Source organism: Corynebacterium sp. CCUG 65737 (genome assembly GCF_024454115.1).
In the GTDB taxonomy this organism is placed as follows: Bacteria; Actinomycetota; Actinomycetes; order Mycobacteriales; family Mycobacteriaceae; genus Corynebacterium; species Corynebacterium genitalium.
Window position 1 is genome coordinate 1 of sequence record NZ_JAGPZB010000010.1, and the last position, 26,293, is coordinate 26,293.

28 protein-coding genes and 1 rRNA gene are annotated in these 26,293 nt (G+C 62.7%); 17 read left to right on the forward strand and 12 right to left on the reverse strand.

Annotated elements, in window-relative coordinates; genetic code table 11:
- The first annotated feature begins 120 nt into the window (after positions 1-120).
- Positions 121-238 (forward strand): 5S ribosomal RNA (rrf, locus tag KBX17_RS08420).
- A 632-nt stretch (positions 239-870) separates the two neighbouring features.
- On the opposite strand, the gene KBX17_RS08425 is transcribed toward rrf, so the two are convergent.
- Entirely contained in the window at positions 871-1,890 is a 1,020-nt protein-coding gene (locus tag KBX17_RS08425) for a pseudouridine synthase (RefSeq protein ID WP_305086246.1), read from the reverse strand.
- On the opposite strand from KBX17_RS08425, the gene KBX17_RS08430 reads away from it, so the two are divergent.
- The 4 genes from KBX17_RS08430 to KBX17_RS08445 all read left to right on the forward strand — a co-directional run bounded on the left by KBX17_RS08430 (position 1,889) and on the right by KBX17_RS08445 (position 4,124).
- Positions 1,889-2,035, forward strand: coding sequence for a hypothetical protein (locus KBX17_RS08430; protein WP_005287921.1), 147 nt, complete (start codon positions 1,889-1,891; stop codon positions 2,033-2,035). The two genes, KBX17_RS08425 and KBX17_RS08430, sit on opposite strands and share 2 nt — an antisense overlap.
- Positions 2,036-2,093: 58 nt before the next feature.
- Positions 2,094-2,990, forward strand: a complete 897-nt coding sequence (locus KBX17_RS08435; RefSeq protein ID WP_255995829.1) for a universal stress protein — start codon at positions 2,094-2,096, stop codon at positions 2,988-2,990.
- Positions 2,991-3,117: 127 nt separating this feature from the next.
- On the forward strand, positions 3,118-3,387 hold the full coding sequence (locus KBX17_RS08440; protein ID WP_005287926.1) for a GlsB/YeaQ/YmgE family stress response membrane protein: 270 nt from the start codon (positions 3,118-3,120) through the stop codon (positions 3,385-3,387).
- A 119-nt stretch (positions 3,388-3,506) separates the two neighbouring features.
- Positions 3,507-4,124 (forward strand): TetR/AcrR family transcriptional regulator, encoded by a 618-nt coding sequence (locus tag KBX17_RS08445; protein ID WP_255995828.1) that lies wholly within the window; start codon positions 3,507-3,509, stop codon positions 4,122-4,124.
- Here KBX17_RS08445 and yidC read toward each other — a convergent pair.
- A complete protein-coding gene (gene yidC, locus KBX17_RS08450; RefSeq protein WP_256019365.1) occupies positions 4,063-5,232 on the reverse strand; it encodes a membrane protein insertase YidC in 1,170 nt (389 codons plus the stop codon). The two genes, KBX17_RS08445 and yidC, sit on opposite strands and share 62 nt — an antisense overlap.
- Before the next feature lie 80 nt (positions 5,233-5,312).
- On the reverse strand, positions 5,313-6,389 hold the full coding sequence (locus KBX17_RS08455; RefSeq protein WP_256019367.1) for an SGNH/GDSL hydrolase family protein: 1,077 nt from the start codon (positions 6,387-6,389) through the stop codon (positions 5,313-5,315).
- 51 nt (positions 6,390-6,440) lie between these two features.
- Here KBX17_RS08455 and KBX17_RS08460 point away from each other — a divergent pair, with 51 nt between their 5' ends.
- The gene (locus KBX17_RS08460; protein ID WP_256019369.1) at positions 6,441-7,697 is read left to right on the forward strand and encodes a sensor histidine kinase; all 1,257 of its coding nucleotides are present in this window, start codon (positions 6,441-6,443) and stop codon (positions 7,695-7,697) included.
- The gene (locus tag KBX17_RS08465; RefSeq protein ID WP_256019370.1) at positions 7,694-8,332 is read left to right on the forward strand and encodes a response regulator transcription factor; all 639 of its coding nucleotides are present in this window, start codon (positions 7,694-7,696) and stop codon (positions 8,330-8,332) included. Before KBX17_RS08460 ends, KBX17_RS08465 begins: the two co-directional genes overlap by 4 nt.
- Positions 8,333-8,356: 24 nt before the next feature.
- On the opposite strand, the gene KBX17_RS08470 is transcribed toward KBX17_RS08465, so the two are convergent.
- Positions 8,357-8,992, reverse strand: a complete 636-nt coding sequence (locus tag KBX17_RS08470; RefSeq protein ID WP_256019377.1) for a DUF6474 family protein — start codon at positions 8,990-8,992, stop codon at positions 8,357-8,359.
- Between the two features lie 57 nt (positions 8,993-9,049).
- Here KBX17_RS08470 and KBX17_RS08475 point away from each other — a divergent pair, with 57 nt between their 5' ends.
- Positions 9,050-10,567, forward strand: coding sequence for a TM0106 family RecB-like putative nuclease (locus tag KBX17_RS08475; RefSeq protein WP_256019378.1), 1,518 nt, complete (start codon positions 9,050-9,052; stop codon positions 10,565-10,567).
- Here KBX17_RS08475 and KBX17_RS08480 read toward each other — a convergent pair.
- The 3 genes from KBX17_RS08480 to KBX17_RS08490 form a co-directional block, all read right to left on the reverse strand.
- Complete coding sequence (locus KBX17_RS08480) at positions 10,524-11,747, reverse strand: MFS transporter (protein WP_256019380.1); 1,224 nt, start codon at positions 11,745-11,747, stop codon at positions 10,524-10,526. The two genes, KBX17_RS08475 and KBX17_RS08480, sit on opposite strands and share 44 nt — an antisense overlap.
- Before the next feature lie 284 nt (positions 11,748-12,031).
- Complete coding sequence (locus KBX17_RS08485; protein WP_005287955.1) at positions 12,032-12,634, reverse strand: superoxide dismutase; 603 nt, start codon at positions 12,632-12,634, stop codon at positions 12,032-12,034.
- An 89-nt stretch (positions 12,635-12,723) separates the two neighbouring features.
- Positions 12,724-13,068: an HPP family protein gene (locus tag KBX17_RS08490; RefSeq protein ID WP_256019381.1), complete on the reverse strand. Its 345-nt coding sequence runs from the start codon at positions 13,066-13,068 to the stop codon at positions 12,724-12,726.
- 258 nt (positions 13,069-13,326) lie between these two features.
- Here KBX17_RS08490 and KBX17_RS11560 point away from each other — a divergent pair, with 258 nt between their 5' ends.
- Positions 13,327-13,893 (forward strand): ABATE domain-containing protein, encoded by a 567-nt coding sequence (locus KBX17_RS11560; RefSeq protein ID WP_255998639.1) that lies wholly within the window; start codon positions 13,327-13,329, stop codon positions 13,891-13,893.
- A 42-nt stretch (positions 13,894-13,935) separates the two neighbouring features.
- Positions 13,936-14,577 carry a peptide-methionine (S)-S-oxide reductase MsrA gene (gene msrA / locus KBX17_RS08500; protein ID WP_256019450.1) on the forward strand — a complete coding sequence of 214 codons (642 nt, stop codon included), beginning with the start codon at positions 13,936-13,938 and terminating at the stop codon, positions 14,575-14,577.
- A gap of 9 nt (positions 14,578-14,586) precedes the next feature.
- On the opposite strand, the gene KBX17_RS08505 is transcribed toward msrA, so the two are convergent.
- Complete coding sequence (locus KBX17_RS08505; RefSeq protein WP_256019383.1) at positions 14,587-16,530, reverse strand: alpha/beta-hydrolase family protein; 1,944 nt, start codon at positions 16,528-16,530, stop codon at positions 14,587-14,589.
- Positions 16,531-16,672: 142 nt separating this feature from the next.
- On the opposite strand from KBX17_RS08505, the gene KBX17_RS08510 reads away from it, so the two are divergent.
- The 5 genes from KBX17_RS08510 to KBX17_RS08525 all read left to right on the forward strand — a co-directional run bounded on the left by KBX17_RS08510 (position 16,673) and on the right by KBX17_RS08525 (position 20,688).
- Positions 16,673-17,464, forward strand: coding sequence for a glycerophosphodiester phosphodiesterase family protein (locus KBX17_RS08510; RefSeq protein WP_256019384.1), 792 nt, complete (start codon positions 16,673-16,675; stop codon positions 17,462-17,464).
- A 14-nt stretch (positions 17,465-17,478) separates the two neighbouring features.
- Positions 17,479-18,393 (forward strand): DUF5926 family protein, encoded by a 915-nt coding sequence (locus tag KBX17_RS08515; protein WP_256019386.1) that lies wholly within the window; start codon positions 17,479-17,481, stop codon positions 18,391-18,393.
- Positions 18,394-18,564: 171 nt separating this feature from the next.
- A complete protein-coding gene (locus tag KBX17_RS08520) occupies positions 18,565-18,747 on the forward strand; it encodes a hypothetical protein (RefSeq protein WP_005287973.1) in 183 nt (60 codons plus the stop codon).
- Positions 18,681-19,016 carry a DUF2335 domain-containing protein gene (locus KBX17_RS11565; protein ID WP_370687599.1) on the forward strand — a complete coding sequence of 112 codons (336 nt, stop codon included), beginning with the start codon at positions 18,681-18,683 and terminating at the stop codon, positions 19,014-19,016. The genes KBX17_RS08520 and KBX17_RS11565 overlap by 67 nt, the downstream gene beginning before the upstream one ends.
- Positions 19,017-19,257: 241 nt before the next feature.
- Entirely contained in the window at positions 19,258-20,688 is a 1,431-nt protein-coding gene (locus tag KBX17_RS08525) for an amino acid permease (protein WP_370687600.1), read from the forward strand.
- 12 nt (positions 20,689-20,700) lie between these two features.
- On the opposite strand, the gene KBX17_RS08530 is transcribed toward KBX17_RS08525, so the two are convergent.
- Positions 20,701-22,149: an LCP family protein gene (locus KBX17_RS08530; protein ID WP_256019387.1), complete on the reverse strand. Its 1,449-nt coding sequence runs from the start codon at positions 22,147-22,149 to the stop codon at positions 20,701-20,703.
- 365 nt (positions 22,150-22,514) lie between these two features.
- Entirely contained in the window at positions 22,515-23,291 is a 777-nt protein-coding gene (locus KBX17_RS08535; RefSeq protein WP_256019389.1) for a CPBP family intramembrane glutamic endopeptidase, read from the reverse strand.
- 25 nt (positions 23,292-23,316) lie between these two features.
- Between KBX17_RS08535 and pheA the strand changes: the two genes are divergently transcribed.
- Both pheA and KBX17_RS08545 read left to right on the forward strand, forming a co-directional pair.
- The gene (gene pheA / locus KBX17_RS08540) at positions 23,317-24,240 is read left to right on the forward strand and encodes a prephenate dehydratase (RefSeq protein ID WP_256019392.1); all 924 of its coding nucleotides are present in this window, start codon (positions 23,317-23,319) and stop codon (positions 24,238-24,240) included.
- Entirely contained in the window at positions 24,241-24,882 is a 642-nt protein-coding gene (locus KBX17_RS08545) for a histidine phosphatase family protein (protein WP_005287992.1), read from the forward strand.
- On the opposite strand, the gene KBX17_RS08550 is transcribed toward KBX17_RS08545, so the two are convergent.
- A complete protein-coding gene (locus KBX17_RS08550; RefSeq protein WP_255995813.1) occupies positions 24,879-25,226 on the reverse strand; it encodes a metallopeptidase family protein in 348 nt (115 codons plus the stop codon). The genes KBX17_RS08545 and KBX17_RS08550 overlap by 4 nt on opposite strands.
- Positions 25,226-26,272, reverse strand: coding sequence for a septum formation family protein (locus KBX17_RS08555; protein ID WP_256019393.1), 1,047 nt, complete (start codon positions 26,270-26,272; stop codon positions 25,226-25,228). Before KBX17_RS08555 ends, KBX17_RS08550 begins: the two co-directional genes overlap by 1 nt.
- Positions 26,273-26,293 lie beyond the last annotated feature (21 nt).

Here is a 26,293-nt window from a genome sequence, read left to right on the forward strand (position 1 = left end):
CGTCCACTATGCAGTATCTGACACACCACACACATGCCACAGATACAGATAACTAAACAACCGACCACACCACACACACAAGTGTGGTGGTCACCATGACACACAAGCCCTATTAGGTGTGTCGGTGGTTGATAGCGGTGGGGAAACGCCCGGTCCCATTCCGAACCCGGAAGCTAAGCCCACCCGCGCTGATGGTACTGCACCCGGGAGGGTGTGGGAGAGTAAGTTACCGCCGACCAACAACAACAAAAACAACTCAATACAGACACAAACAACCCCCGAGGAACGGCGCCACACAGCGCCACCCCGGGGGTTAAACGCGTCTGCCTAAACCCACGCTGGTTGTAACGATTCCTCCTCCCCCGAAGACTTCACAGATAGAACCACATAACCGTGAAAAAAAGGGGGAAACATCATGGGTCGCACCACACTCGCAGCTACCGGAATGGCAGCTATTCTCACCACCGGAGCCGCACTCCCAGCACACGCACACACCACCCCGGCACAACCCGACACCGTAGTAGCAGCGCAAGCAGACACTACCGCAAATAACACGCGCACACGGGCCGAAGAGTCCTCCGCATGGGCCGAAGGCACACGCTGAATCACCAACGACCTGTCCTCGGATTTTCCGTTCAGTATTGTCAGGTGGATCTCTGCCGCAGCTTCGGTTCCGCTCGTCTTCTTGTTGATTGAATATCTTCGCTACTGGAACAACCGGAACAACGAACTCGCTGCCGGTAACGGAAGCTAGCTCCCACTAATTGGACATCGGGTCGTAGGAACGCGGAGTGTGTTGCGGCAGCCTTGATCGTCGCTTGCCCACCGCCCTTATACGGTCAGCTTCTACCGCTTAGGTACCAGGGCGCACTATCTGTCTTCACCCACTTTTTGCTTCAGCCCCGGAATCGCTTGTCCCGAGAACCCTGGTGCAGTGAAGGTTCGCTTCACGCCGGTTAGGGGGTCGGTGAAAGCGAGCCCGACGGCCGCAAGCAGCATTGGCCGGGAGAAGTCTTCAGCAGACGCTGGTAGTAGCTCGGGATAGACAGGGTCCCCGTGAATGGGTGCGCCGGCAGCGTGCATCTGCACTCGGAGCTGATGGGTGCGGCCTGTTACCGGCTGTAAGAGATATCGCGCAGCACCTCCTGGCAACGGAGTGATGTCTGTGACGTATGTGAGTGAGTTCGGGATGGCGTCTACGGTGATGGACGATGCCAGCTCACCTTCTCGCTTCACAATGTGGTGCTCCCATACCAATGGGGAATTCGCCGATGGACGTGCGGGCAGCGACGGGCCGATGTCGTCGGCCACAGCCTCATAAAGTTTGGCGACCGCCCACGACGCGAAGAGTTGCTGGTAAGCGCCCCGCACGGAGGCCTTCTTGGTGAATAAGAGAAGGCCGGACGTCATGCGGTCGAGGCGGTGCGCCGGCGTGAGTTCTTCGTTTCCCGTCGAACGGCGTAAGCGCACCGTCGCGTTTTCGGTGATGTGTGATGCCCGGGGCATGGTGGCCAGGAACGGAGGCTTGTTCACCACCATGATGGCGTCGTCTTCGTAGACGACAGTTACTTCGAACGGCACGCGCGGCTCCGGGGCGGGGCGCCGGTAGAAAAAGACGTCCGTTCCTGGCGGTACTAGGTCACTGGGGCTGAGGGGGGTGCCGTCGATAAGCACGACCTCGCCCGCGGTGAAGCGGGATGTCACGGCGGACTCGTCGTCAAGCGGGTGGCGGTGGCGCTGTGTGGACACGAGATGCCAAATGAAGTCCCGGGCGACCCTCGGCTCACCGTCCGGAACACGCGCTCGCGTCGCGCCGAGTCCATCACGCGGAGGTAAAGGTTTACGGTTCCTCTTTCCAACTTCTGTCACATGTACTAACTTATTCCCCATGAATATTGATGCAATTCTGGGCCAACTGACGGCTTTCTTCAGCGAAGGTATCGGCAAGACGATCAAGGATGTCCTGTGGACGATCTACACCATCCTCTTCCCGGCTAACGCGGAACCGGCTCGTCCGATCGAAATCCCCAAGTAGACCGACCCCCGCGGCGGTATGATGGGGGTGTCAGATAAGAACGAGGAAAGGCACCCTCATGAGCCGTGAAGATATGGTTGTCGTCGCTGTTGATGGCGGCGAACCGTCGAACAATGCCGTCCGTTGGGCGGCCAACACCGCTAACAAGCGCGGCGTTCCGCTGCGTCTCGCGTCCTCGTACACCATGCCGCAGTTCCTCTACGCCGAAGGCATGGTGCCCCCGCAGGAGCTGTACGACGATCTGCAGAACGAATGTCTGCGCAAGATCGCAGATGCCCGCGACATTGCTCTCGAGGTCGCTCCCGACATCAAGATCGGGCACACGGTTGCGGAGGGATCCCCGATCGACATGCTGCTAGATCTGTCGAAGGAATCCACGATGATCGTCATGGGTTCCCGCGGTTTGGGCGGACTTTCCGGCATGGTGCTGGGGTCAGTCTCCGCCGCAGTCGTGTCTCACGCTTCGTGCCCGGTCGTGGTCGTGCGCGATGACAACGCGGTGACGGAAGATACCAAGTACGGCCCGGTTGTCGTCGGTGTCGACGGCTCCGAGGTCTCCGTTAAGGCTACTCAGGTCGCCTTCGAGGAGGCGCAGGCCCGCGGTGCCGAGCTCGTCGCCGTGCATACCTACATGGATAATTCCTCCCCAGCCGCCGGCGCGATCGTCACGGAGGATCAATTGCAACAGGTGGATCAGCAGCGCGCGCAGAAGCTCGAGGACGCGCTGTCCTCCTTCTCTACTGAGTTCCCCAATGTCACGGTGCGCAAGGTGGTCACCCGCGACCGGCCGGTGCGCGCTCTGGTGGAGCAGGCGCAGGGCGCCCAGCTGCTCATCACCGGTTCCCACGGCCGCGGCGGCTTCAAGGGCATGCTGCTCGGCTCCACCTCGCGGGCGTTGCTGCAGGCCGCGCCCTGCCCGATGATGGTCGTGCGCCCGGAGAAACTACCAAAGTAAACAGGCAAAAGGTTGCAATGGCAGCCGAACCGTTATGGAACCGTGGGCCTACTGTTGCCCACGGTTCGGTTTCTTTGGGCATAATAGGAAGTGGAAAGTTTAGGAATTTGTTAGAGAGGAATTTTTCATGACCCCTACACTCGGTTTTCTCGGTTGGATCGTTATCGGTGGTATTGCTGGTTGGATCGCATCCATGATCATGAAGCGTGACGCTTCCATGGGCATCTTCGCCAACATCGCTGCCGGTGTGGTCGGTGGTCTCGTTGGTGGTTGGGTTCTGTCGCTGTTCGGCGTTGATGTTGCCGGCGGTAACTGGATCTTCTCCATGTTCACCTGCATCATCGGTGCGGTTATCGTCCTGTGGATCGTGAACATGATCATGGGTCGTCGCCGCTAATCACCCGTAAGAAAGAATGTGCTCCCGTCCGGTTGGGCGGGAGCTTTTTCGTGCCTGAAGCACCAAATCCTGCCACCAAACCTTTGAATGGACGTACCGGTTTGTCTATATTGAGTTAGGTGAGCAAGAAACAGCCGGCATCGCGTCGCCGCAACAGGCCCAGTCCCCGTCAGCGCCTGCTCGATGCCGCCACAAAATTGTTCACTGAAGAGGGCATCCGCGTCATCGGCATCGACCGCATCCTGCGTGAGGCGGATGTGGCGAAGGCATCGCTGTACTCGCTGCTGGGGTCGAAGGATAACCTGGTCATCGCGTACATTGAACGGCTTGATTCACAGTTCCGTGATCGCTGGGTCGAGCGCACCTCAATGATGATCGATGCCGACGAGAAAATTCTCGCCTTCTTCGACATGGCGATCGAGGAGGAGCCGGAGAAGGATTTCCGCGGCTCACCGTTTCTCAACGCCGCTGCCGAGTATCCGCGCCCGGAGACAGAGTCGGAACGCGACATTGTCGCCGCGTGCTTGGAGCACCGCCGCTGGATGCACTCCACAATGACGGAGCTGCTCAACCGGAAGAACGGTTACCCCTCGGAAGCGCAGGCGAACCAGCTGCTCATCTTCCTTGACGGCGGGATGACGGGTGCGCGCGTGAGCCGCACTGTAGCGCCGCTGATCACTGGTCGGGATCTGGCGCGTCAGATGCTGTCGGCTCCTCCGGCTGACTATTCGATCTAGTCTTCGCCTCGTCGCGTGCTTTCTTCCGCTCCTCCATCTCTGCTTTGCGCATGTCGGAGCGGACTTTGCTCTTTTCCTTCTTCAGGTTCTTCTTTTCCGCTTTTTTATCCTTGAGTGCCTGCTTCTCCGCCTGCTTTTCTGCCTTGATGGTGCGGCGGACCTCCGGGAGCGTCGACGGGTGGGCGAGTGCCTGCAGGTTGCGGCTGCGGCGGGAGCGCTTCGCCTCTTTATTCTGCGCGTCGGCGCGGGCTTCCTCGACGTGGTCAAGGTGGTGCGGCTCGAGCGGGTACTTGCGGGTAAGCAGGTACCACATGATCGCTGTCTGGCACAGGGTCCACAGGTTGCTGATGAACCAGTACATCAACAACGCAATGGGGATCAGACCGGTCATGCCCACGAAACCGAGCATGACGGGTATCAGCAGCATGAGCCACCACATCAAGTCGTAGATGCGTACGGCCATGCGTTCGTTCCAGTCCATGTGCACGCGGCTGCGCAGCTGGGAGACGAACATGTTGAAGGTGGTGAAGATGATCGCGAAGATGAGCAGCGGAATGGCCACTGCGCGCACGTCGTCGCCGGTAGTGCCCAGCGCCGCGAACTGCTCCTGGCTCATGGACACGTACGCCGGCAGCGGCACGCCAAGGAAGGACGCTTCGAGGAAGCCGGCAATGTCATCAGGGTTGAGCAGGCCGATGTCGCTGCCCGTGCGGCCGTTCTCGGGGACGGACATCCAGATGAGTAGGCGGTACAGGCCCAAAATGAACGGCAGCTGCACCAGCGGCGGGATGCAGCCGGACAGCGGGTTGTACCCGTACTCCTTATTCAGCTCCTTCAGCGCCTTCTCGTGCGCTGTGATGTCGTCTGGCTTTAGGGAGGCGCCGTAGCGTTCTTCGAGCGCGATTTGCTCAGGCCGCATCATGAGCATCTTGCGGCTGGATTTGAACGTCGACCAATAGGACGGGACCAGCAGACCGCGCACGGTGAGCACGAGAAGGCAGATTGACAGCACCCACGCTGTGTCGGGAGCCACGTTGAACACATCCGCCAGCAGCCAGTGCCACAGCTTCATCACCGCGGACACCGGGTAGACGAACGCTTCGAGCATGCCTCACTCTCCTCTACGTACCGAGGGTTGATTTTAGGCCATGCCCACGACGGCTCCTAAAACTTCGGTGCATTGGTGAACTACAGTTTCGCCAAGACATCCGCGATCGCTTCGGCCATTTGTTTCTGCCCGGTCGGTGTCGGGTGCACGGCAAAGGAGTCGGTTTCCTCACCGGTCAGGTCGGTCCAGCGCTCGCTGGCCGGCGCGCAGACGGAGTGGAAATCCGCGTTCGGTGGCATGACAAACAGTGCGCCGTTGCGGACTGCGGCATCGCGCACCATCGCGTTCATGGTCACGGTCAACCCAGCCGCCCAGTTCAACGTGCCGCTGGGCAGATCCGCTGTGCGCTCGCAATCATCCTCCATGGACAGCAGCGGCATGTAACCGGTCGTGATGATCGTCGCGTCCGGTGCCTTTTCGTTGATGCGTGCGTAGATCGCGTCGAGGCGTTTCGGCAGGTCGACTAGGGCGCGGGCGGTGTCGTCGTAAAGCCCCTCGTCGCAGTCTGCCTCGCCGCGGTCCTCGACCATGCCTGTGATGCAGCGGCTCCACGGCCCGAAGTGAATGTCGTTGCCGCCGATCGACAGCGTGATCAGGTCCGTATCCGGTTCGAGGGATTCAATCTGGGCGGTGATGGTGCTTGCGCCAGCATCCTCGGTCGTGGTGGGAGAACTCATGCTGCTTGTCGACGTCGCAGCGCTTGTCGACGGACTTTCCGTCACCGTCGCCGAACCCGTTGCGGTGTCTTTGACCTCTGCGTCGAGGACGGGGGCGGGGATGTCTGCGCCGGTGATGTCGCGGTCGGCCAGGATGTGGTCGGTGGTGGAGCCCTGGCAGGTCGCGTCAGTGAAGCCGCGTTTGGCGTTGATGCCGCTGTAGAGTTTCGCCAGCTCGTGCGGGTAGTTGTCTTCGCTGCGGGCGCAGAAGGCGGGGCCGACGAATGGACCGGAGGCGGACCCCATCGCAGCATACGAGTCGCCCAGGGCCACGTAGTGGGTGAAGGAAGACGGAAGGTCTGTCGGGTCGGCAGTGACGGTCACGGTGGTGGGCACCTCGACCGTGACGCGCTCAGACGCGGCGTCGCCGGACTCGGAGCAGCCTACAAGAAGAAGGGGAATCACGGCGAGAATGGCCGCCAGCACGCGACGGGATGTCATGTGCATCATTCTAAGGCTAGAACCGTGGAAGCTCGGGGTACGCTCTTGCGCATGGTCTCCACGGTATCTGCGGAAAGCGGTCGGCCCGACCGGGTCGCCGGGCTGCCGGACAACCGCGCCCTGGACACGGGCATCGCCGCGCTGACAGTGGCGTTGCTACTGGTCTCCCTGGGCGGGGTGTTCCGCATGCACATAAGCCAGGCGGTGACCCTGGTTTTGCTCATCATCACCTTCGGCGGGATCTACTCGTTCGGCGCGTTGCAGATGCGCCGCTGGAACGCCATCGCGCGGGTGCTGTGGATGCTCGCGCTGACGGCCGTGTGGGTCGCGGCGATGTTCTTAACCCCGGTGGCCGTCTACTGGGTGTTCATCCTGTTCTTCCTGTTCATGCGCGCGTTCAATGGCTGGTACGGCGTGGTTGGCGTCGTCGGGGTGTTGGCGATCTCCATTCTCGTGCAAATCCCGGATGGGCTCACCCTCGGCGGGGTGATGGGTCCCACCGTCTCGGCGCTGGTGGTCATCATGATCACGTACGCGTTCAAGGTCATTGCCCGGGTGAGTGCGGAAAGGGAGGCGCTCATCCAAGAACTCGTCGATACGCAAGAAGCACTCGCACTCAAAGAGCGCGAGGCGGGCGTGGTTCAGGAGCGCCAGCGTCTCGCGCACGAGATTCATGACACGGTGGCACAGTCGCTGTCGAGTATCCAAATGCTGCTGCACGCCGCTGAACGCGATCTGATGAGCACCGGGCTTGAGCGCGAGGAACTTGCCAGCCCGCTGCGCCGCATCGAAGTGGCTCGACATTCTGCGTCGGACAACCTGGCGGAAACACGCGCGATGATCGCGGCGCTCACGCCGGCGCCGCTGTCGGAGACCTCGCTGCCGGAGGCGCTGGAACGGATCGCGGGATCGTTCGCGCAGGCCGGGGAGATGGACATTACCGTCGACGTAGACGGTCAGCCGCGTCAGCTGCCGATGCGCGTGGAGGCGGGCCTGTTGCGGATTGCGCAGGGGGCGGTGGGTAACGTCGTCAAGCATTCGGGCGCATCGATGGCGCGGGTGACGCTGACGTTCGCGCCGGATGAGGTGCGGCTAGACGTCGTCGATAATGGTCAGGGGTTCGATGTGGATGCGCTGCCGGAGCGTCCCAGCGGGCTCGGCCACCTCGGGCTCGACGCAATGCGCACCCGTGCCCGGGAGTTGGGCGGAGAGCTCATCATCGAGTCCGCGCCGTCAGGCTCCACGGCATTGTCGATCGTGGTGCCCGACGGTGATACTATCAATCGAAAGATTGAGGAGGAAGAATGATTCGTGTCTTGCTTGCCGACGACCACGAGATCGTCCGCCTTGGCCTGCGCGCCATCCTGGAAGAGGCTGACGACATCATCGTCGTGGGGGAGGTGGCGACTGCTGAAGGAGCTATCGCCACAGCTCAGGCAGGTGGAATCGATGTCATCCTCATGGACCTGCGCTTCGGCGCAGGCGCGCAGGGGGCACGGGTGACCACGGGCGCGGAAGCCACCCGCGAGATCCGCGCCTCCATGGAGAACCCGCCGAAAGTTCTCGTGGTGACCAACTACGACACCGACGTGGACATTCTCGGCGCGATTGAAGCCGGTGCTGTCGGCTACCTGCTCAAAGATGCCCCGCCCGCCGAGCTGCTGGCCGCTGTGCGCTCCACCGCCAGAGGCGACCAGGCCATGTCCCCGATGGTGCGCGACCGGTTGCAAACCCGCGACCGCACGCCGCGCTCCTCACTCACTCCGCGTGAACTCGAGGTGCTTCAGCTTGTAGCCGGGGGCTCCTCGAACCGCGAGATTGGCCAACGCCTCATGCTGTCAGAGGCGACCGTGAAGTCCCACCTCGTCCACATCTACGACAAGCTGGGCGTGCGCTCGCGCACCTCAGCAGTGGCATCGGCGCGCGAACAGGGAGTGCTGTAACTCGCAAGCTCGTTACAGCAGGGATTAGCGGAGGGTCTTTTCCTGGATCTCCGCGGTCAGTTTGTTGATGTCGCGGTCGATCGTCTCGTGAGCCAGGCGGCGCTGCGCGTCGTTCATCTGCTCGACATTGTTGACGGCGGCCTCGATCTCGTCGCAACGCACCTCGACATCGCGGCGGAAGTCGTCCTTGAGCGCGTCGTTATTCTGCGCCTGCGAACGGATCGCCTGCACGCGGCCCTTGAGCTCAGCGCCCTGGGTGGAAAAACGCGCCATCGCGTTGGCGGTCAGGCCAGCGGCACGTGCGCGGTCGTTGACCTTGTTCTGCTGGTAGGTGGTCAGTGCGCGGTAAGCGAGCGGGATGAGGATCGGCAGCAAAATGCGCGACGCACCGACCCACTGCTTGGCCTTCTTCTTGGTCAGGCCGGACTCCTGGATCTTCTTCAGCTCGTTCTTGGCCAGATTCTGCTCGTGCTTGCGCTTGCGCTTCAGGCCCTGCTTTTCCTCTTTCAGCAGGCGCTTTTCAGCCTTGTCCAGCAGCTTGGCCATTTGCTTGTCGTTTTTGGCTTCTTCCTTAGCCAGCTGGCGCGCCTTCGCCTCAGCGGCCTTGATTTCAGCCTTGGTCTTCGCGCGGGATTTGCGGATGGTTTCGAACAGTCCCATGAGTATCTCCTTAAATAACTTGTCCGGTTCAACTTTACCCATCTCTGGCCGTTAGGCTTGGTTTCCGTGAGCGAGGAAACGTCTTTGGTGCGGGCGAGTGACCTTGTCGGTTGCCGTTACCGCCTGCGCCAGCGCATCGCCCACCCCGAGATTCCGCCGCTGCCTGAGGCGGAGCGCCGCCAGCCGCTTATCGACGCCGGACGCGCCGCCGCATTCACCCTCCTGCCTGTCCGAAGAGCCATGGGGGATGGCCGCCGCAAACCCTTCTCGCGCGTGGACATTGATCCCGCCGCAGATGTTTTCGCGGCAGAAGGTCACACCCGCGCAGTGCTGGCCAAAGGAGCGACCTTGATCACGAACGGCGCTTTGACCGGGACGATCGACGGGGTGCCGGTGGTGGCGGAGATCGACATCCTCGCCCGCCTGGAGGACGGGACCTATCTGCCCGTGGTGATTTCCAACCACCGCGTCGCCCGGTCGAGCCCTTCGGCGACGCTACGGTTCATCCCCACGCGCCGGTTAGGGCTGGGTAAGCCCCTCGAGGTCGGTGCGAAGCTGCGCCATCACACTATCGACGGCTACCGCGCTGCGCTCGCGCACATACTGCTTGACGACCTCGGTTACGCCAGCGGGCAGGCCGCCGCCGTCGGCCAGGATCGCGAACGGGCCTACCTCACTGATGTGACCCGCTATGAGGAGGCGCTCCGCACTGCTCTTGCTTTGCCCACGCCCGATCGTCCAGTGCGCCTGAAACAGTGCGCGACCTGCCGGTTCTGGGAACTCTGCGAGCCGGAGCTGCTCGCAATGGACGATATCTCGCTCGTCTTTCCCGGTCAGCGCGCCGAACCGCTGCGTCTTAAAGGCTTGGAGACAGTCCAGGCCGTCATGGATGCTGATCTTGGCGAGTCCTCCCAGATCGCCCGCGCGTGGCGCGCCGGGATCCCCGTCCTCGCTCGCGACGACTTCGCCCCGCCTGCAGAACTGCGAGCTGATGTCGAAGTGGACATCGACATGGAGGCCTACCTCGACCAGGGCGCCTATCTGTGGGGCGCGTTCGACGGTCAAACGTATCGCGCCTTTTCTACGTGGGAAGAGGTCGGCCCGGATTCCGTGGCCGAGGAAGAGAACTTCGCGGCGTTCTGGAGCTGGCTCATGGGCCTGCGCGCGGCCGCTCACGCTGAAGGCAAGACATTCCGGGCGTATTGCTACGCGGCGGGTGGGGAGAACCACTGGTTGATGGGGTCGGCGCGGCGGTTTGCGTCGATAAGCGAAAACGAAGTCCGCGACTTCATTGCTTCCGACGAGTGGGTCGACGTGTTCACATGGGTGCGCCGCCTGCTGGTGGGCACGGACGGGCTAGGGCTGAAAGTGGTCGCGCCCATTGCCGGGTACGAATGGGCCGGCGATGTGGACGGGGAAGAGTCAGTGGCGCTGCGCCGTGAAGCGCGCGCCGGGAACATGTCCGCGCGGGCGGCGCTGGAGCGCTATAACGAGGACGATTGCCGTGCCACTGCCGCCGTGCGACGGATGCTTATGGCTGGTGCGCCCGGGGTGCCGCGCCTTTCTTCACTGTGAGCGCGAGCCACACTGCGATCGCCGTGAGCGCCACGAGGAATCCAGCGACGACCCCGATGAAGCTCGGCCAGTCGAGGTACTGGAAGAGCCAGCCCGTCAACGCGCCGAGTGCCGACGATCCGACGTAGTAGAAGAACACGTACCCGCTCGAGGCTTCCGCCCGGTCGCGAGTTGCCACTTGGCCCACCCAACCGGACGCCACCGAGTGCATGGCGAAGAAGCTGGCCGTAAACAGCAGCAACCCGACGAGCGTGACCCACAGGTTCGGGCTGATGAGGATGAGCGCGCCGATGAGCATGAGCCCCGCGGTGATCACCATGACCCGGCCGCGCCCGGCGCGCTGCACGTAGTTGCCCGCGCGTGCCGACGACCATGTGCCCGACAAATACATCACGTAGACGAGCCCTGCCAGCGCCGGCGGGAGCCCGAAGTGCTCGATCGCCCGGAAGCCGAACATGTTGTAGACGGAGACGAACATGCCCATGCCCAAAAACGCGCAGGCGTAGAGGGCCACGAGGCGCCAGTCGGTGAGGTGGCGGGCGATAGCTGTCGCCTCGCTGGAGAAGTGCAGCGGTTTCGGCTCGAACTGCTTCTGGTTAGGCAGCAGTGCCCACATGATGCACGCGAACGTCAGAGCCGTGACCGCCCCGGCGAACAGGGCGGTGCGCCAGCCTGCGACCTCTAAGGTGAACGCGGGGACAAGGCGACCGATCAGCCCGCCGATCGAGTTGCCTGCCACGTACAGCCCCATCGCTCCGGCGGAGTCCTCGGCAGCGATTTCCTCCGAGATCCACGTCATCGCCACTGCCGGGGTGCCGGCGATGAGGCAACCCTGGATAAAGCGCATCGCGATGAGCTGCCCGCCTGTTTGCGCCAATGGCAAAGCAAGCCCGAGCGTGGTGGCGAGCAACGCTGAAATGATGAGCACCCTGCCGCGGCCGAACCGTTCCGAAAGGATCGACGCTGGCACGACGCAGAGCGCCAGTCCGCCGGTTGTTGCCGAGACCGTCAGAGCTGCTTGGCCCTCGGTCATGCCGAGCTCGTCAGTCAAGGTGGGCAGCAGAGCCTGCGTGGCGTAGAGCGAGTTGAAGATGGCGAGTCCCGCGAACAGCAGCGCGAACGAGGCGCGCCGGTACTCCGGTGTGCCTTTGCGTATGCCTGCTTGTCTGTCGGGTGCCATAGCTCCTATCCAACTACTCTTCGCCCGAGGGGTCTAATCCGGGCAGGTCAGGGCGTCGATAAGCAATTAAGCGCATTTAATGTTGCATAAACCTTGCTTGTTTAGGTCAGCCTTACTTATAGTGAAAGGCGAGTTCGGAACTCCGCCGATCTCGTTGCGAAAATCAGGTTACGCACCCAGGCACCTCCAGCCCCGGGAATGCGTGAAGGGACCGCCACTTTCTGGGTAGTGGCGGTCCCTTTCAGCTTGAAGCGACTTTCGCGCTTCAAGCAGTCAAGCGATGGTTAGGCGGAGGCCTTAGCGTAACGCTCGGCGACGTCCTCCCAGTTGACAACGTTCCAGAATGCCTTGGCGTAGTCAGCCTTGACGTTCTTGTACTGCAGGTAGAACGCGTGCTCCCACATGTCCAGCATGAGCAGCGGGGTGAAGTCAACGGAAATGTTGCCCTGCTGGTCGGTCAGCTGCTGGATGATCAGGCGACCAGCAATGTGGTCGTAGCCCAGCACAGCCCAGCCGGAACCGTGGATGGAGGTTGCAACGCCCTCGAACTGCTTCTGGAAAGCCTCGAAGGAGTTGAAGTCGCGGTTGATGGCCTCAGCGATCTCGCCGGTCGGCTCACCGCCACCGTTCGGGGACATGTTCTGCCAGAAGATGGTGTGGTTGGTGTGGCCACCCAGGTTGAACGCCAGGTTCTTGGACAGGGCGCGCAGCTTGTCCGGGTTAGCCTCGCCGTTGCGCTCCTCCTCGAGAGCCTCCAGGGCAGCGTTAGCGCCAGCAACGTAGTTCGCGTGGTGCTTGTCGTGGTGCAGTTCCATAATCTCAGCGGAGATGTGCGGCTCGAGAGCGTCGTATGCGTACGGCAGGTCAGGAAGCGTGTAAACAGCCATTGTTCTAATACCTTTCGTATGGGTGATTGGCTTACGTGGCCCATGATAGGGAAATTTCCCAGGGTGGGGGTCTGGGCCAGTTTGGGCGATCACCAAAAGTAGCTCGGGTACTCAGCTCCGTTGAGCCTATTTCCGGCCAGCCCAACGACGGCAAGAACAACCGCGGCCAACAGTGCGAGGGCAACGAAACCCACGTTGGTATCCACGCTCACTCCGAGGACAGCAGTAGCCGCTGCGGGGGAGTGGGGCATGCGGGCGGCCATCATGGCTCCGAGAGCCAAGCCGCCAGCCAAAGCGCCAAGCCATAGGGAATCTCCGAAGAGTCCGACCAGAACTCCCACCAATGCGCTGAGGGTCTGGCCACCTACGACATTTCGTGGCTGAGCAAGGGGGAGATGCGGAACCCCCATGATCAAGGCCATGGATGCGGCCATGGGAGGAATGAGCCATGGATGCCCTGAGGCGGCAGTGAGCGCTGCGAGAACTCCTAGCGCTGCGCAGCTTGAAAGGGTTGAAACGGCAATGGTGCGGATCGGGGGGCGAGGCGGGGCTGCGGTAGTGAACATAGTATCTCCAATTAATGGCAAGGGCATTAGGGCGATCCCAACATTACTGGAATTAATGGGAATGTCATTAGTTATATTCACGTTAGTCTTGGCGTAGCGGTAGATTCCGCACGACAGGAGGGTGAAGTGAAGACTCAGTACGTAGTAGACGGCGCCCTAGTCCGCCCACTTGAGCCTGCGGCGACCCGATTCCTTAGTTCCCGGTTTTATGACGGCCGGGAGCTAGTCGATGCGTTGGCAACCAAGGAAACGGCGCGGAATTGGTTCAGAGCCATGTCGCAAGAGTTGGGCGTTGCGGACGTTGGTGGGATCGATGCTGAACAACTGGAACAGCTGAGGAGCGCAAGGGTTAAAATCTCGGAAGCTTACGATGCGGCACTAGCGGGCGACTCTCCGCGGGCGGCGAAGGCGTTTAATTCCCTCGCGAAAGAAGTGAACATTGCTCCGAGTTTCTCCGGAACAAGTGGAACCTTTGATGTGCATCTCGCCCACGGTGCTGACCGTTTAGATGATTTTCTGGCGGAGGTCTTCCTGTCTGCAGTTGATGTGCTCACCGAACCGGAGTTTTCCAGACTGCGAAAGTGCGACGGGCCTCATTGCGTTCTCTATTTCACCCAACTGAGGAGTGGACAACAGTGGTGCAGCAACACGTGCGGCAACAGGGCACGTGTCGCTCGCCACTCCCGAAAGTAGCTGGGCGGGAATCTTCCGCGGCACACGGCCGTTATGAAAGACATGGCATTCTTCTTCGGACGCACCCCTGAACTCACCGACCCGGAACGGGCTCTGCCCGGCCGCCCGGACCCGGTCCTGAACAACCCGCGCCCGCACGCTGTGCTGGGCACGCCGATCACCGGCCCGTGGCGTGAGGGACAGAAACGCCTGTTCATCGGCATCGGCTGCTTCTGGGGTGCAGAGAAAATGTACTGGGAGACCCCCGGTGTGGAGTCCACGTCCGTCGGCTACGGCGGCGGCGTGACCCCGAACCCGACCTACCGCGAAGTGTACAGTGGGGCCACCAACCACGTCGAGCTGGTCGAGGTGGTCTACGACCCGGAGCAGATCAGCCTGAAGGAACTGGTCAGAATGGCGCTCGAGGCGCATGACCCGACGCAGGGCTACCGCCAGGGAAATGACGTGGGCACCCAATACCGCTCCGCGTTCTACACCGATACTGAAGAAGAGGCGGAGCAGACCCGCCAATGGGTGACCGAATACGGCAAACAGCTCGAGCAGGCCGGCTTCGGCGCCATCACCACAGAGGTCGCGGCCGGGCAGGACTATTACCTCGCCGAAGACGAGCACCAGCAGTACCTGCACAAAGTTCCGAACGGCTACTGCCCGCACCACTCCACGGGCGTCGCCTGCGGAATCTAGTTAGCGCCTTTAGCTCGGCGCGCCAGAGACATCCGTGAACGCCTGCCGCGCCGACTCGGCAGCCTGGCGGGCACCTTCCTTCGCCGCGGAGGCAGAGGTGGCACGGATGCGGGTGGAGTCCTTGTGGATCCACTCGGAAATCGCCGCCAGCTCCTCGTCAGAGAAGCCGGCATCCAAGACAGCGTTCCAGTAGGCCACGGTCTCATCGTGGTACTGGTGGCCGTGGCCACCGGGCGGGTCCTGGGAGGTCAACTGGTCCACACCGATCTGCCACCAGGTGATGAACGGCACCCAGCGCATGTTTTGCAGGGTATCCACGTGCATGGCTTCCGGTGCGCGCTCGCCGCGGGAACCGGGCTCCTTCAACCAGTCGGGCGCCTTGAACAGCAGCGTCAGATCCCACCAGACAATCGGGTCGGACGCGTGCTGGGCGAAGACGGCGCGGGGGAACTCCCACTCGTTGTCGTAGTCGGAACCGTCGAATGTCTTCTCCAGGTGGTCGGGGTGGGCGGTGAAGCGCACGCTGCGACCACCGTCGACTACAGGTACGCGCTGCGGGGAACCTTCGTCGCGGTTCTGGGTCAGCTGAGCATGGGTCTTGGTAAAGCCAGGTGCACCGGTGAATACGCCGCCGTCGACATTGGCACGGAACTCCTCGAGGTTCTCAAAAGCGTCGGCAAGCCCGTAGGCGCCGAGCGATTCGCCGCCGAGGTAGAGCTTCGGCCGCTCGTCTTCCGGCATGGCGTCGATACGCTCCTTGACCGCGCCAATGAGAATCTTCGCGCTGCGCACCGGCACCTCGCGGTCAGACGCGTAGGAGTAGGCCGACGGCATGAACGAGTACTGAATCGCCACGATGGCGCTGTCACCGCGGTTCAAGAACTCGAACCCGGAGGTGTGGAAGTCATTGATCCAGCCCGTGCCGGCCGAGGACATCACAGCAATGGACTTCCGCGACCACGCATCAGTGCGGTCCATCTCGCGCAGCACCATCTTGGCTTGCTCCTCCGGCGAGCGGTCCTTCAAACCGATGAAGATGCGGATCGGTTCCTTCACTTCGCCGCCGAGCACCTTCTTCAGATCAGCCGAGCGCGGCCCGCCCGCAACGACGGCGCGGCCTTGGCGGCCCAGGTACTTCCAACGTTCAAGAGAGGCCGGAGAGCCGGAGCGTTCCTTCTCCCGCGGCTTGGTCGCGCCGGGGAGGAATTCGCGGTTGAGCTCGTCGGCGTTCTGGTAGGCCTTGCTCAGCACAGCGCGGACGACCACCTTGTCGGTGAGCAGCAGGCCGGCCGCGCCCAAGGCGACGATCGCCAGCGGCCACGACGCCACGGACGGCAGAACACGGCCGAATTCCTTGTTCAGCTGATCCACGGTGACCTGGATGCCTTCACCAACCAGCAACAGCACGCCATAACCGATGGAGCCGACACCAATGCCAGCCAAGGTCTGCAGCGGTCCAAGCTTGGTCTCGTTTTCTACGAGGCTTTCGTGCTCGGGACGTCGATAAGCAGCGGTCGCGTACGCGATGACCGTAGCTGCGCCCATGACCAGCTGCACTGGCACCGCGGTGCGCTGGCGGAAGCGGCGCGGAGCCTGCCAGCCGACCGGCTCGCTGGCGTTGGCCACGAAATTCGCCAGCCCGACACCAACCGAGTGTCCGGCTGCCTGGCAGCCCGCAACATTAGCTGCGGTCACCCACCATGGGTGAGGCAAAAGAGATGGAGAAATGGCCAACCACGTCGCGGCTTCGGCCCCGATGATGCCCGTGGCGAAGTTGTCCGGCAGGCGGCGCAGACCCGCCATGCGGACCACCGGCGTGAGGTCCGCGAGGATCTGAACTGCATAAATCGGGACACGCACCGCGTGGTTGCGGCGCGGCCACAGCTCCTTCACCGTCGACGTGAGGCGGTCGCGGAAGGACCCGAGAGAATCCTTGAGTGGCTCAACCATCATGCGGTCCATTGTGACAAAAGATACTAACTCGAGGTGAACTCTCAGTAATCTTTGCGGTAATCAACCGTCTGGGGGTTCGCTCACAGCGCGCGGAGGCCTATTGTCTTCCAGTGGTATACGTTGCGTTCGCTGGGAGACCCTTTTGACCACCGTCACTGACACAGCTCTGATGCCCGTTAATAATGACCCGAAGATTGTCGCCCACCGCGGCATGAGCGGGCTCTACCCCGAATCCACGCTCCGGGCGTTCGAAGAAGCACTCAAGCTCGACGGGGTGCACGGCATCGAAGCCGACGTGCGCCTCACCCGCGACGGCAAACTGGTTGTCCACCACGACAACTTCATCAACCGCACCTCCACCGGCGCGGGGCGCGTGGCTAAAATGGACTTCGATGAGCTGCGCCAGTTCAACTTCGGCACCAAAGAAGACCCGCAGCAAATTTTGCTTCTCGACGAGCTTCTTGACCTCCTCGCCGACTATCCCGATAAGCATTTCTACATCGAGACAAAGCACCCCACCCGCTACGGCCCCGAGGTAGACGAGCAAACCGTGCGCACCCTGTGGCACCGCGGGATGAAGGAAGACCCGCGGATCCACCTCATCTCTTTCTCTCACGCGGCGATGCGCTACTTCGCCCAGGCCGTGCCGGACCTGGAGACTTTCTACCTGTTCCGCCTGTTCGAGCGGAAGTGGAACAAGAACAACACCATGTTTTCTCGCCCCTACGGTGTCGGCCCGGCCCTGGCCCACCTGCAGGGCAAGCCGGAGCTGCTCGGTTTCCGGGGCTTACGCACCTACACCTGGACGGTGAACCTGCCGAAGGAAATGCTGTGGTGCCGTGAGAACGGTGTGGACGTCTTCGCTACCGACTTGCCGCAGCTCGCCGTGGACACGTTCAAGCGCAACCCGGTCACGCCGGCAGCCGTCGGGTAGTTAGACTAAGCCGCATGGCCAAGAAGAACCGCAAGAAGGACCAAGACCTGCCGGAGGGCATGAGCCGCCGTCAGGCCAAGCTCGCTGCCCGCGCCGCCGAGCGCGAAGCCCTGGCAGGTGACCCCCGCCCGTACAAGGACTTCGCCGCTGAGACCGATCTGGTCGCACTGCAGGAGTTCGTGCCCGCCGCCACCGCGAAACTGGATGTGAACGGTACTCCGGTCACGCTGGCCACTGTGCTGCCGGGCGCTGGCGCCGCGTTGGTCCGCTCCGAGGATGAGGGCGCTGAGCGTCTCGTCGCTCTCCAGGTCCAGTCCCACTCCGGCAACCCCGCCCGTGACCTCGCGTACGCCCTGAACTGGGTAGTCAACGCGCAGCCGGGTGAGACGCTCGGTTCCACGGCAGCAGACGGTTCGCAGCCGGAGCTGACTTCGCTTATCGACGCTTCTACTGACCTCGACATCACCGAGCACTCCGACTTCAACTGGTGGTTCCCCTCCGGCGCCGGCATGAACATGCAGATCCAGCAGGCACTGCAGCGGGCAAACGACGCGATCATGCCGTCCACCAAGGTCGCTGCCGACGTTCCGGGTTCGGTCTGGTGGGTCAACCCCGGCGGTGGCAAGGCCCACATCCGCTGGGTCCGCCCGGAAGATGACGAGCGCGCCATGCTCAACGCCCTGGCCCGCATCGCCGCCCGCGGCGAGCTGAACCTGGGCGAGGGCACCAAGTTCGCCGGAACTTTCCGCACCCACGGCCTGCTCGTGCCGGTGTTCGACCTGGACCCGTCCGTTGTCGCTGACTCCTACGGTGAGGCATTGGCGGCAGTGAATGCGGCGATTGAGAAGGAGTACACCAATTCCGCCCAGCTCACCGCCGACGAGCGCAAGCAGCTGGAGAACATCAAGTCCCGCCAGGTGACTATCTAGACCCTGTCCGAACAGACGGGCATAAGTAGGCACCTAATCCGTTCAATAGATTGCAGGGGCAGCGAGAGTTCGTTGCCCCTGCAGGTAGAAACCAGCGGTACGGCAGATTTCAATCTAAAATGTAGTGCTTATATAGCGTTAAACGATTCGAAGCGGGAGGAGTGATGGAAGATGACAACCAATTACCTGAGTCCGAAGTCGGGGCGGAAGGTGATCGCGAGAACGAACACCGGAGAGGAAATCTACCTGATCGAAGCCCCCGCATCAGGGGAAGTCGTGCGCGAGGCATGGAAGCAGACCGGGACGTCGATGAAGAGGGCCATGAAGCGGCACCAGTCCCAGACGAAGCGGTAGAAGGCGAGATAGTTTCCGGACCTTCTGGCTACGAAAACCCCAGTTTCTCTGCTGTAGTTGAGCATTCGGGCCCCCTCCCTCCGGTCGCTGCTTTTCGTGGATACGACGAAGTTCTACCTGGGTCGGCCGATCGCATTCTCCGCATGGCAGAGGAGGGTGTTGCGATTCAACGCGTGCAAGTGGAATCAAACGCGGAGATTCAGCGTGCGGTGGCAAGATCGATCGACGGAAACACCCAGCGTTCTAATCGGCAGCAGGGGATGCCCTAACGATCCTCATCGGTGTTGGAGCTTTCCTCCTGGCTTGGTTCGATAAGCCGGTCCCAGCGGTCTTTATGGCGATAGTCGCTTTCACCCCAGTGTTTCTCATGTTTGCTGCTCATAAGAAAGAACCTCCTATCGTTCCGGCGGATTCACCGCAAGAGTCGGAAGGCTAGGCTCTAAACCCTTTTTAGGGAGCGTTTTCTCCCCCGACCGGGGGCGGGCTTAAGCTCAGCGTGTGTCTGAACCTGTGTCTTCCCCCTCGTCTGCGCAAGCCCTTACATCTAGGACCAAGCCGAAGGGCTTGAACACGCGCCACCTCAACTTCATCGCCCTGGGCTCGGCTATCGGCACCGGCCTGTTCTACGGTTCATTCGGTGCCATCCAAGCGGCCGGCCCGTCTGTGCTGCTGGTCTATCTGCTCGGCGGTGCCGTGGTGTACTTCATGCTCCGCGCCCTGGGCGAGATGGCCGTGCGCCACCCCGTCACCGGCTCTTTCGCCGAGTACACGCGTGCGCACTTAGGCGGCGTCGCAGGCTACCTGACCGGCTGGATGTTCGCCTTCGAAATGGTCATTGTGGCGCTGGCGGACCTGACTGCCATCAGTGTCTACATGAGCTTCTGGTTCCCGGATGTCTCCCGCTGGGTGTGGATCGTCACCGCGCTGCTCATCGTCGGGGCCGCCAACCTCGCCAGCGCGAAAGCATTCGGCGAGCTGGAATTCTGGTTCACCATCATCAAGGTCGGCGCGGTCATCGCCATGATCGTCGCTGGCGCGGCCGTGCTCACCTTCGGGCTTTCCGACGCCGCCACCGGCCCGGCCAACCTAGTCAACGACGGCGGGTTCTTCCCCAACGGTTTTGAAGGCATGGTCGCCTCCTTCATCCTGGTGCTCTTCGCCTTCGGCGGAACCGAGATCATCGGAGTCGCCGGCACCGAGGCGGCCGAACCGAAGAAGGCGATCCCGCAGGCCGTCAACGCCGTGCCGGTGCGCATCCTCATCTTCTACGTGCTGTCCATCCTGGTCATCTTGATGATCAACCCGTGGCGCACCATCACCGGCGAGGAGTCCCCCTTCGTCCAGATTTTCTCCGTTCTCGGCGTGAACTGGGCGGCCAGCCTGCTCAACATCGTGGTCATCACTGCCGCTCTGTCCGCTATCAACGCCGATATCTTCGGTGCCGGCCGCGTGCTCACCGGGCTGGCCAAGCAGAAGTTCGCGCCGTCGATCATGGCGGAGACCGTCCGCGGCGTGCCCGTCATGACCACGATCATCCTTCTCATCGTCATGGTCGTCGGCGTCGTGGCCAACGCCCGCATTCCGGAGAGCGTCTTCGAGCTCATCGCGTCCTTGGCCACCTTCGCCACCATCTTCGTGTGGTTGATGATCCTGTTGGCGCACCTCGCTTCGAGGCGCCACATGACCCCCGAAGAAGCCGCCGCCCTGACCTACAAGACACCGCTGTTCCCCTACGGCCAGTACTTCGCCGTGGCGTTCATCCTGTTCACCTTCGGCATCATGCTCTGGCTCCCCGAGTTCAGGCCGGCCTTCTGGGTCGGCATCGCCTTCAGCGTCATCGTTGTCGCCCTGTACTACGTCACCGGCCGGCACCATCTCCCCGGCGTGAACGATCACACGCCCGGGGCGACGCCGGAGGAGCTAGAGCAGCGGGCGTCGTAAAGCACATGCTTTCTAGCGCAACTTAGCGAAGAGCTCTTGCGCACCCGCCTCATCCCAGATGAGCACGCTGCCCACCTCGGAATCGGCGAACTGTCCGATGGGGACAGTCTCCGTTTCCACGCCCGAGCGCAGCCCCAGCGCCATGCGCGCGAGGTGCCACACGTGGTCGCCCTCGCCGACGATGAGCAGGTTCGTTCCGCGCAAGGCCATCGGAACCAGACGGAACGGGTTGAGCAGCACACCAGGTGAGACCACGCGCTTCATCAGCGCACTCATGAACTCGCGCTGGCGCTGGACACGGTCCAGATCGCCCATCGCCGTCGCGCGCGTGCGGACGTAACCCAGCGAGGTCGGCCCATCCATCTTCTGGCAGCCTGCCTGCACGTCCAGGTTCGCCAACGGGTCCTGGATCGGTTCGGACGGGCATAGCTCCACGCCGCCCACTGCGTCGGTCAGCCCGGCGAGACCGCCCATGCCGATTTCCGCGTAGTGGTCGATGCGCAGGCCCGTGGCCTGCTCCACCGTCTCCGTCAGCAACTTCGGGCCACCGAACGCGAACGCCGAGTTGATCTTGTCCATCCCATATCCAGGAATCTCCACGTAGGAGTCACGCGGGAGCGACACCAGCGTCGGCTTTCCCGTGGCCGGCAAGTGCATGAGCATGATCGTGTCCGTGCGGCCCTGACCAATATCGCCGCCGGTTCCCAGGCGCTCAATGTCTTCGTCGCTCAAACCCTGGCGGGAGTCCGAACCCACAATCAGCCAGTTCGTGCCTGCTGTGTTGGCCACCTGGTTGTCCGGGAAGGCATCTACGCGGGTCAGGCGCGTATCCACGAAGAGGGTGCCTGCCACAATGAGAACCAGTAGCAGTGTCAGCGCCGTCGGGATGCAGCCCCGGAGCCGGGGCATGCGCAACCGCGGGCGCCGGCGCTGGCGGGGAGGCTCGTACGGTTGGTCACGTCGTTGCGCTGGTCTTTGGCCCGGCCGCTGCCGCGGCTGGTTCAGATCGCCCGGTAGGTCATCGCGGTAACGCTGCGCGTTCCTTGCAGGGCGGTTCGGACGGTCTGCTGCTCTTTCCGCCGATTGCGGCGAATGGTGCGGAGTCTGCCGAGGCTGATACCCCGTCTCATTCGGCAAGTACTGGCGCGGCCGGTCCGATTGAGCTGGTTGGGCTGTTCGGGCTGGTCGCTCTGATTGACGTGGCCGCTCTGCTCGGTCTGGTCGCTCGGGCGAGGCTGGCTGCCGCTCGCGAGCCGCCCTGCGCACGGGCTCTTCGTCGCCACGGCCGACGCCCCACTGGGTCTGGTTGGGTTGGCCACTGGGGTTCTGACTTGTTGCACGCTTGCGGATCGGACGGCCGTATCGGTCGATCAGCGGTTTGCCGTCCCGACCCACAACGAAGTCCCCGGGGTTGTCCCGGGGATCGTTGGAGTGTGGAGGTCTCGGCGGCGTTGTCGACATGGTGACTATCCTAAACGCTCACATCACATGTCCCAGCAATTCACACCAGTTACATTGGGAAGTTTTAGAAGAGTCCACGCTGCGGACTCCCTGCGGTTTTGTGACCGTCCACTCCGCATTGCGGAGTCCCTGCAGTTTTACAACCGAGGCCGTCCACCTTGCGGAGTGCAATCCGTCGAGTTCCGGAATACTGCTCGACCACATAAACCAAAGAGCATGCTTTTGACCTGCACGTTTACTTGAGCAGTATTCCGGAAAACAGCGAGCAGTATTCCGGCCCCCAACCTGTCGTCACCGGGCCCCCGCAAATTCTGCGGAGTCCCTGCGGTTTTGTAGCCTGGCCTGTCCGCGCTGCGGACTCCCTGCTATATCCCAAGCCAAGAGAGGTCGAGGAAAAGGTAGCCGATGTAGGCGACGGCGTCGATAAGGAAGTGGGCGAGGATCAGTGGCCAGACTTTTCCGGTGCGCGCGTAGAACCAGGCGAAAACCACGCCCATGACCACATTGCCCAAGCCGGCGGAAAATCCCTGGTAGAGGTGGTAGGATCCGCGAAGGACAGCGGACCCGGCGATGGCACCCCACACGGGCACGCCGAGTTGGCGCAGCCGGGAGACAAACCACATCACCACCACGATCTCTTCACCAAAGGCGTTGGCGAAAGACCAGGCCAACAGCAGGGGCAACTTAGATGAGTCGGTGGCGGGGACGACCTCCGCCGAAAATCCGAAGTGCAAGGCGCCCACGTAAAGAGCCAGGCCAGGTAGGCCGATCAGTGCGGCTAACCCCGCGCCCCACGCCCAGTCGCGCCACCCGGGCCACCGCCACGCAAAACCGACATGAGAAGCCGAACCGGCACCCGACCCGACCGCAGACCCCGAGCCAGAACCCGAACCAGCCGGCACCACCGCCAACAAATACAGCGCAAGAAGCCCCCACGCGATCAAGGTTCCAGCGGATGCGAGCTGGAGGCCCACGTCGAGCCAGTCCAGGCGCGAGACGGAGTCGTTGAGGACGACCTGTTTTTGGTTGAGGGGGGTGGGGGAGAGCCAGGCGTCGATAAGCTTCATGGCTGCCTTGAGCCCGGACATGCCGAAGGTGACAGCGAGGACGATGAGGATCTCAAGTTTGAGCCGGGCGTGCATGAGAGCAACTGTAGGCTGGGGAACTATGACTGCAACCGTCGCGTATCTGGGTCCTGCGGGCACGTTCACCGAGGAGGCGCTGTGGCGTCTGGCTGAGCACATCGGCGACGTGGAGCCGCTGCCCGTGGATTCGCCGTCGGAGGCGCTGGGTGCGGTGCGCGACGGGCGGGCCCAGTACGCGGTGGTGGCCATCGAGAACTCGGTCGATGGTGCTGTGACCAGCACGTCTGATGCGTTCGTGGAGGCGCCGGGGGTGATGGTGTACCGCGAGGTGGAGTTGCCGATCAGTTTCGCCATCATGACGCGGCCGGGCTTCGAGCTCTCAGATGCCGCCCGCTTTTCGACGCATCCTGTCGCCCACCGCCAAGTCCGTTCCTGGCTCGGTGAGAACCTTCCCGGCGTGGAGTTCGTGGCCGCGAGCTCGAACGCGGCGGCAGCGCAAGCTGTGGCCGAAGGGCAGGCGGATGTCGCGGCGGCGCCGAAGAGAGCAGCGGACCTGTTCGGCCTGGAGGTGGTCGCCGAAGACATCGCGGACATGCGCGGTGCGCGGACACGGTTCGTGCTGGCCGGGCCGCGGGGCGTGCCGACGCCGCGGACCGGCGACGACCGCACCTCCGTCGTCTTCCAGCTGCCCAACGAACCCGGCACGCTCGTCGGAGCGTTGCAGGAATTCGCCTACCGCGGGGTGGACCTGAGCCGCATCGAGTCGCGCCCGACGCGCGAGGAAGCCAACACCTATAACTTCTACGTGGACTTCGTCGGCCACATTGATGATGTGCAGGTGGCGGAGGCGCTGCGGTCCTTGTGGCTGCGGGCGTCGAAGATAGCGTTTTTGGGGTCGTGGCCGCGCTTCGTCGATAAGCAAGAAGCGGTTGTGGACACGATCGAGGCCCCGGCTCGCCTGCGCGAGGCCGAGGACTGGGTCCGTGCTGCGAGGGAAGGGAACTAAATGCTGATTCTTCTGCGTCATGGGCAGACCACGTCCAATGTCGACCACAAGCTGGACACGCTTCTGCCGGGGGCGGAGCTGACGGAGCTGGGCCAAGAGCAGGCGCGCGAGACGGGGGAGCGCATTCTGGCTGAATACGATGTTGACCAGGTGATTTCGTCCCAGGCGACCCGCGCCCGACAGACTGCGGCCATCGCGTTCGGGGAGCGTTTCGGCGACATTCCCGCCGTCGAGGGGCTGCAGGAAGTCCACGCCGGGAAATGGGAGATGCACTATTCCTGGGAAGCGCACGACGCGTATCTGAAGGCGTTTCGCGGTTTTTACCGCCGCGACCTAGCCTCGGGGATCCAGGACGGCGACTCGCTGGAAATCTTCCTCGCCCGCTACAAGGGCGCGTTGCTGCCGTTCGCGGAGCAAACAGCCCAAGGCGTGACGACGGTTGCCGTCTCCCACGGCGGCGCCATCCGTGCGTTCACCGCCAACGCCTGCGAGGTCGATCCGACGTATGCCGAGCGGTCCTACCTGCCGAACTGCCAGTTCGTCGTGCTAGATCCGTGTGCCGGGCCGACCGGGGATCCCGTGGCTGATTTCGGCCAGTGGGGCATGGTGAAGTGGGCTGACTACGACCTTCCCGGCGCCTAGCCCCAGCCGAGGTGGTGCAGCTCGTGCTCCTCGAGGCCGAAGTAGTGGCCGACCTCGTGGAACACGGTGACTTTCACCTCGTGGCGGAGCTCGTCGAGGTCAGAACAGATCGCTTCGAGGGCATCTTTGTAGATGAACACTGCATCCGGCAGGAAGCCGGTGTGGTTGGCGTGCTGCTTCGGCAGCGGCACGCCCTCAAAAAGGCCGAGCAGACTCGGGTTGTCCTCGTTATAGGGCCTGGCCAGGATGACCATGTTGGTCATGTTGCGGGCGAAGTCCTCGGGGATCTGGTCGAGGGCGTCATTAATGAGGCCCTCGAACACCTCGTCGCTGACCGGCTCCATTACGGGGTGTCTTCGGTCGAGCTGGGGCTTTCGGATTCCTCGCGCAGCGGGCGGCGCTCCGGCGGGGGCTTCGGTGTCTCGCCGTCAACCTTCAGCGCGTCGCGGCCGTCCTTGGCGGAGCCGGTGATCTCGGCGAAGCGGTCGTCCTTGGCGGAGATCAGTCCGCAGTTGACGGAGCGGCTGCCGCCGTCCCATGCCTGGCTGTTGGAGGTTCCCCAGTACACCTGCAGGGTGGACTGGTATAGGTTCTCCTCCCCGCCGAGGTAGTTCTCTGCGGCCTTGGCGCACACGTCGCCCAAGTACTTGTTCTGGTCCTCGGTAGACGGGGTGCGGTCTTGGAAGACGGGGGCCAGGTCGACCTTCTCGGTGATTTCAATGTGGTGCGGGTCGGCACAATCGACGGTCCGCAGCGTGTTGGCGTCATCAGTGATCACGCAGGTGCCGGGCTCCGCGACACGGGCCTGGTCCTGCTCGGCGGCGTGGCCGACGGTGAGGATCGGGGTGCCTTGGCTATCAGTTTCCTGCAGCCCGCACAGCATGGTGCGGTCGCCGCGCTCCCACGCCTCGACGGGCGGAAGAATCGGGGCGATGGAGTAGCGGCCCGACGGATCGTAGCGGCCGTTGAGGTAGCGGATGGATGCTGTCTGGCACAGCTCCTCGCGCAGCTGCGCCTGTCTGGTCGGGTTCGGCGGTGGCGCGTCCGGACCGAATTCCTGCGTGGGGTAGGTGTTCAGGTCTTCGCGGGCAGTGACCTCGAAGCGGTGCTCATTGTCGCAGGGCGTTTCGGTGAAACCGGAGATGGAGCCGTCCTCTTGGGACTCCCACGTCAGGCAGGCGCCTTGGTCGGCGGCGGTGAAGGCTTCGGTGTCATCGCCCTTCTTCGACGTGGACGACGTCTGGGAGGTGCCGTTTCCGTTGCCGTTGCCTGCCGCAACATCGAATCCGGTCGCGGCGGCGTAGGTGCCCATGCCTAGCGAGCCCGCGAGCGTGGCCACCAAAATGGTGCGCAACGCGGCCGGGGTCAAAGCGGATTTTCGTGCAGCCATACCCACTATCATGCCTGACGG

Coding starts and splice junctions, on each gene's coding strand:
- KBX17_RS08430 (WP_005287921.1), top strand. CDS start 1,889: ATGAATATTGATGCAATTCTGGGCCAACTGACGGCTTTCTTCAGCGAA.
- KBX17_RS08425 (WP_305086246.1), bottom strand. CDS start 1,890: ATGGGGAATAAGTTAGTACATGTGACAGAAGTTGGAAAGAGGAACCGT.
- KBX17_RS08435 (WP_255995829.1), top strand. CDS start 2,094: ATGAGCCGTGAAGATATGGTTGTCGTCGCTGTTGATGGCGGCGAACCG.
- KBX17_RS08440 (WP_005287926.1), top strand. CDS start 3,118: ATGACCCCTACACTCGGTTTTCTCGGTTGGATCGTTATCGGTGGTATT.
- yidC (WP_256019365.1), bottom strand. CDS start 5,232: ATGCTCGAAGCGTTCGTCTACCCGGTGTCCGCGGTGATGAAGCTGTGG.
- KBX17_RS08455 (WP_256019367.1), bottom strand. CDS start 6,389: ATGACATCCCGTCGCGTGCTGGCGGCCATTCTCGCCGTGATTCCCCTT.
- KBX17_RS08460 (WP_256019369.1), top strand. CDS start 6,441: ATGGTCTCCACGGTATCTGCGGAAAGCGGTCGGCCCGACCGGGTCGCC.
- KBX17_RS08465 (WP_256019370.1), top strand. CDS start 7,694: ATGATTCGTGTCTTGCTTGCCGACGACCACGAGATCGTCCGCCTTGGC.
- KBX17_RS08470 (WP_256019377.1), bottom strand. CDS start 8,992: ATGGGACTGTTCGAAACCATCCGCAAATCCCGCGCGAAGACCAAGGCT.
- KBX17_RS08480 (WP_256019380.1), bottom strand. CDS start 11,747: ATGGCACCCGACAGACAAGCAGGCATACGCAAAGGCACACCGGAGTAC.
- KBX17_RS08485 (WP_005287955.1), bottom strand. CDS start 12,634: ATGGCTGTTTACACGCTTCCTGACCTGCCGTACGCATACGACGCTCTC.
- KBX17_RS08490 (WP_256019381.1), bottom strand. CDS start 13,068: ATGGCCGCATCCATGGCCTTGATCATGGGGGTTCCGCATCTCCCCCTT.
- msrA (WP_256019450.1), top strand. CDS start 13,936: ATGGCATTCTTCTTCGGACGCACCCCTGAACTCACCGACCCGGAACGG.
- KBX17_RS08505 (WP_256019383.1), bottom strand. CDS start 16,530: ATGATGGTTGAGCCACTCAAGGATTCTCTCGGGTCCTTCCGCGACCGC.
- KBX17_RS08515 (WP_256019386.1), top strand. CDS start 17,479: ATGGCCAAGAAGAACCGCAAGAAGGACCAAGACCTGCCGGAGGGCATG.
- KBX17_RS08520 (WP_005287973.1), top strand. CDS start 18,565: ATGACAACCAATTACCTGAGTCCGAAGTCGGGGCGGAAGGTGATCGCG.
- KBX17_RS11565 (WP_370687599.1), top strand. CDS start 18,681: ATGGAAGCAGACCGGGACGTCGATGAAGAGGGCCATGAAGCGGCACCA.
- KBX17_RS08530 (WP_256019387.1), bottom strand. CDS start 22,149: ATGTCGACAACGCCGCCGAGACCTCCACACTCCAACGATCCCCGGGAC.
- KBX17_RS08535 (WP_256019389.1), bottom strand. CDS start 23,291: ATGCACGCCCGGCTCAAACTTGAGATCCTCATCGTCCTCGCTGTCACC.
- pheA (WP_256019392.1), top strand. CDS start 23,317: ATGACTGCAACCGTCGCGTATCTGGGTCCTGCGGGCACGTTCACCGAG.
- KBX17_RS08545 (WP_005287992.1), top strand. CDS start 24,241: ATGCTGATTCTTCTGCGTCATGGGCAGACCACGTCCAATGTCGACCAC.
- KBX17_RS08550 (WP_255995813.1), bottom strand. CDS start 25,226: ATGGAGCCGGTCAGCGACGAGGTGTTCGAGGGCCTCATTAATGACGCC.
- KBX17_RS08555 (WP_256019393.1), bottom strand. CDS start 26,272: ATGGCTGCACGAAAATCCGCTTTGACCCCGGCCGCGTTGCGCACCATT.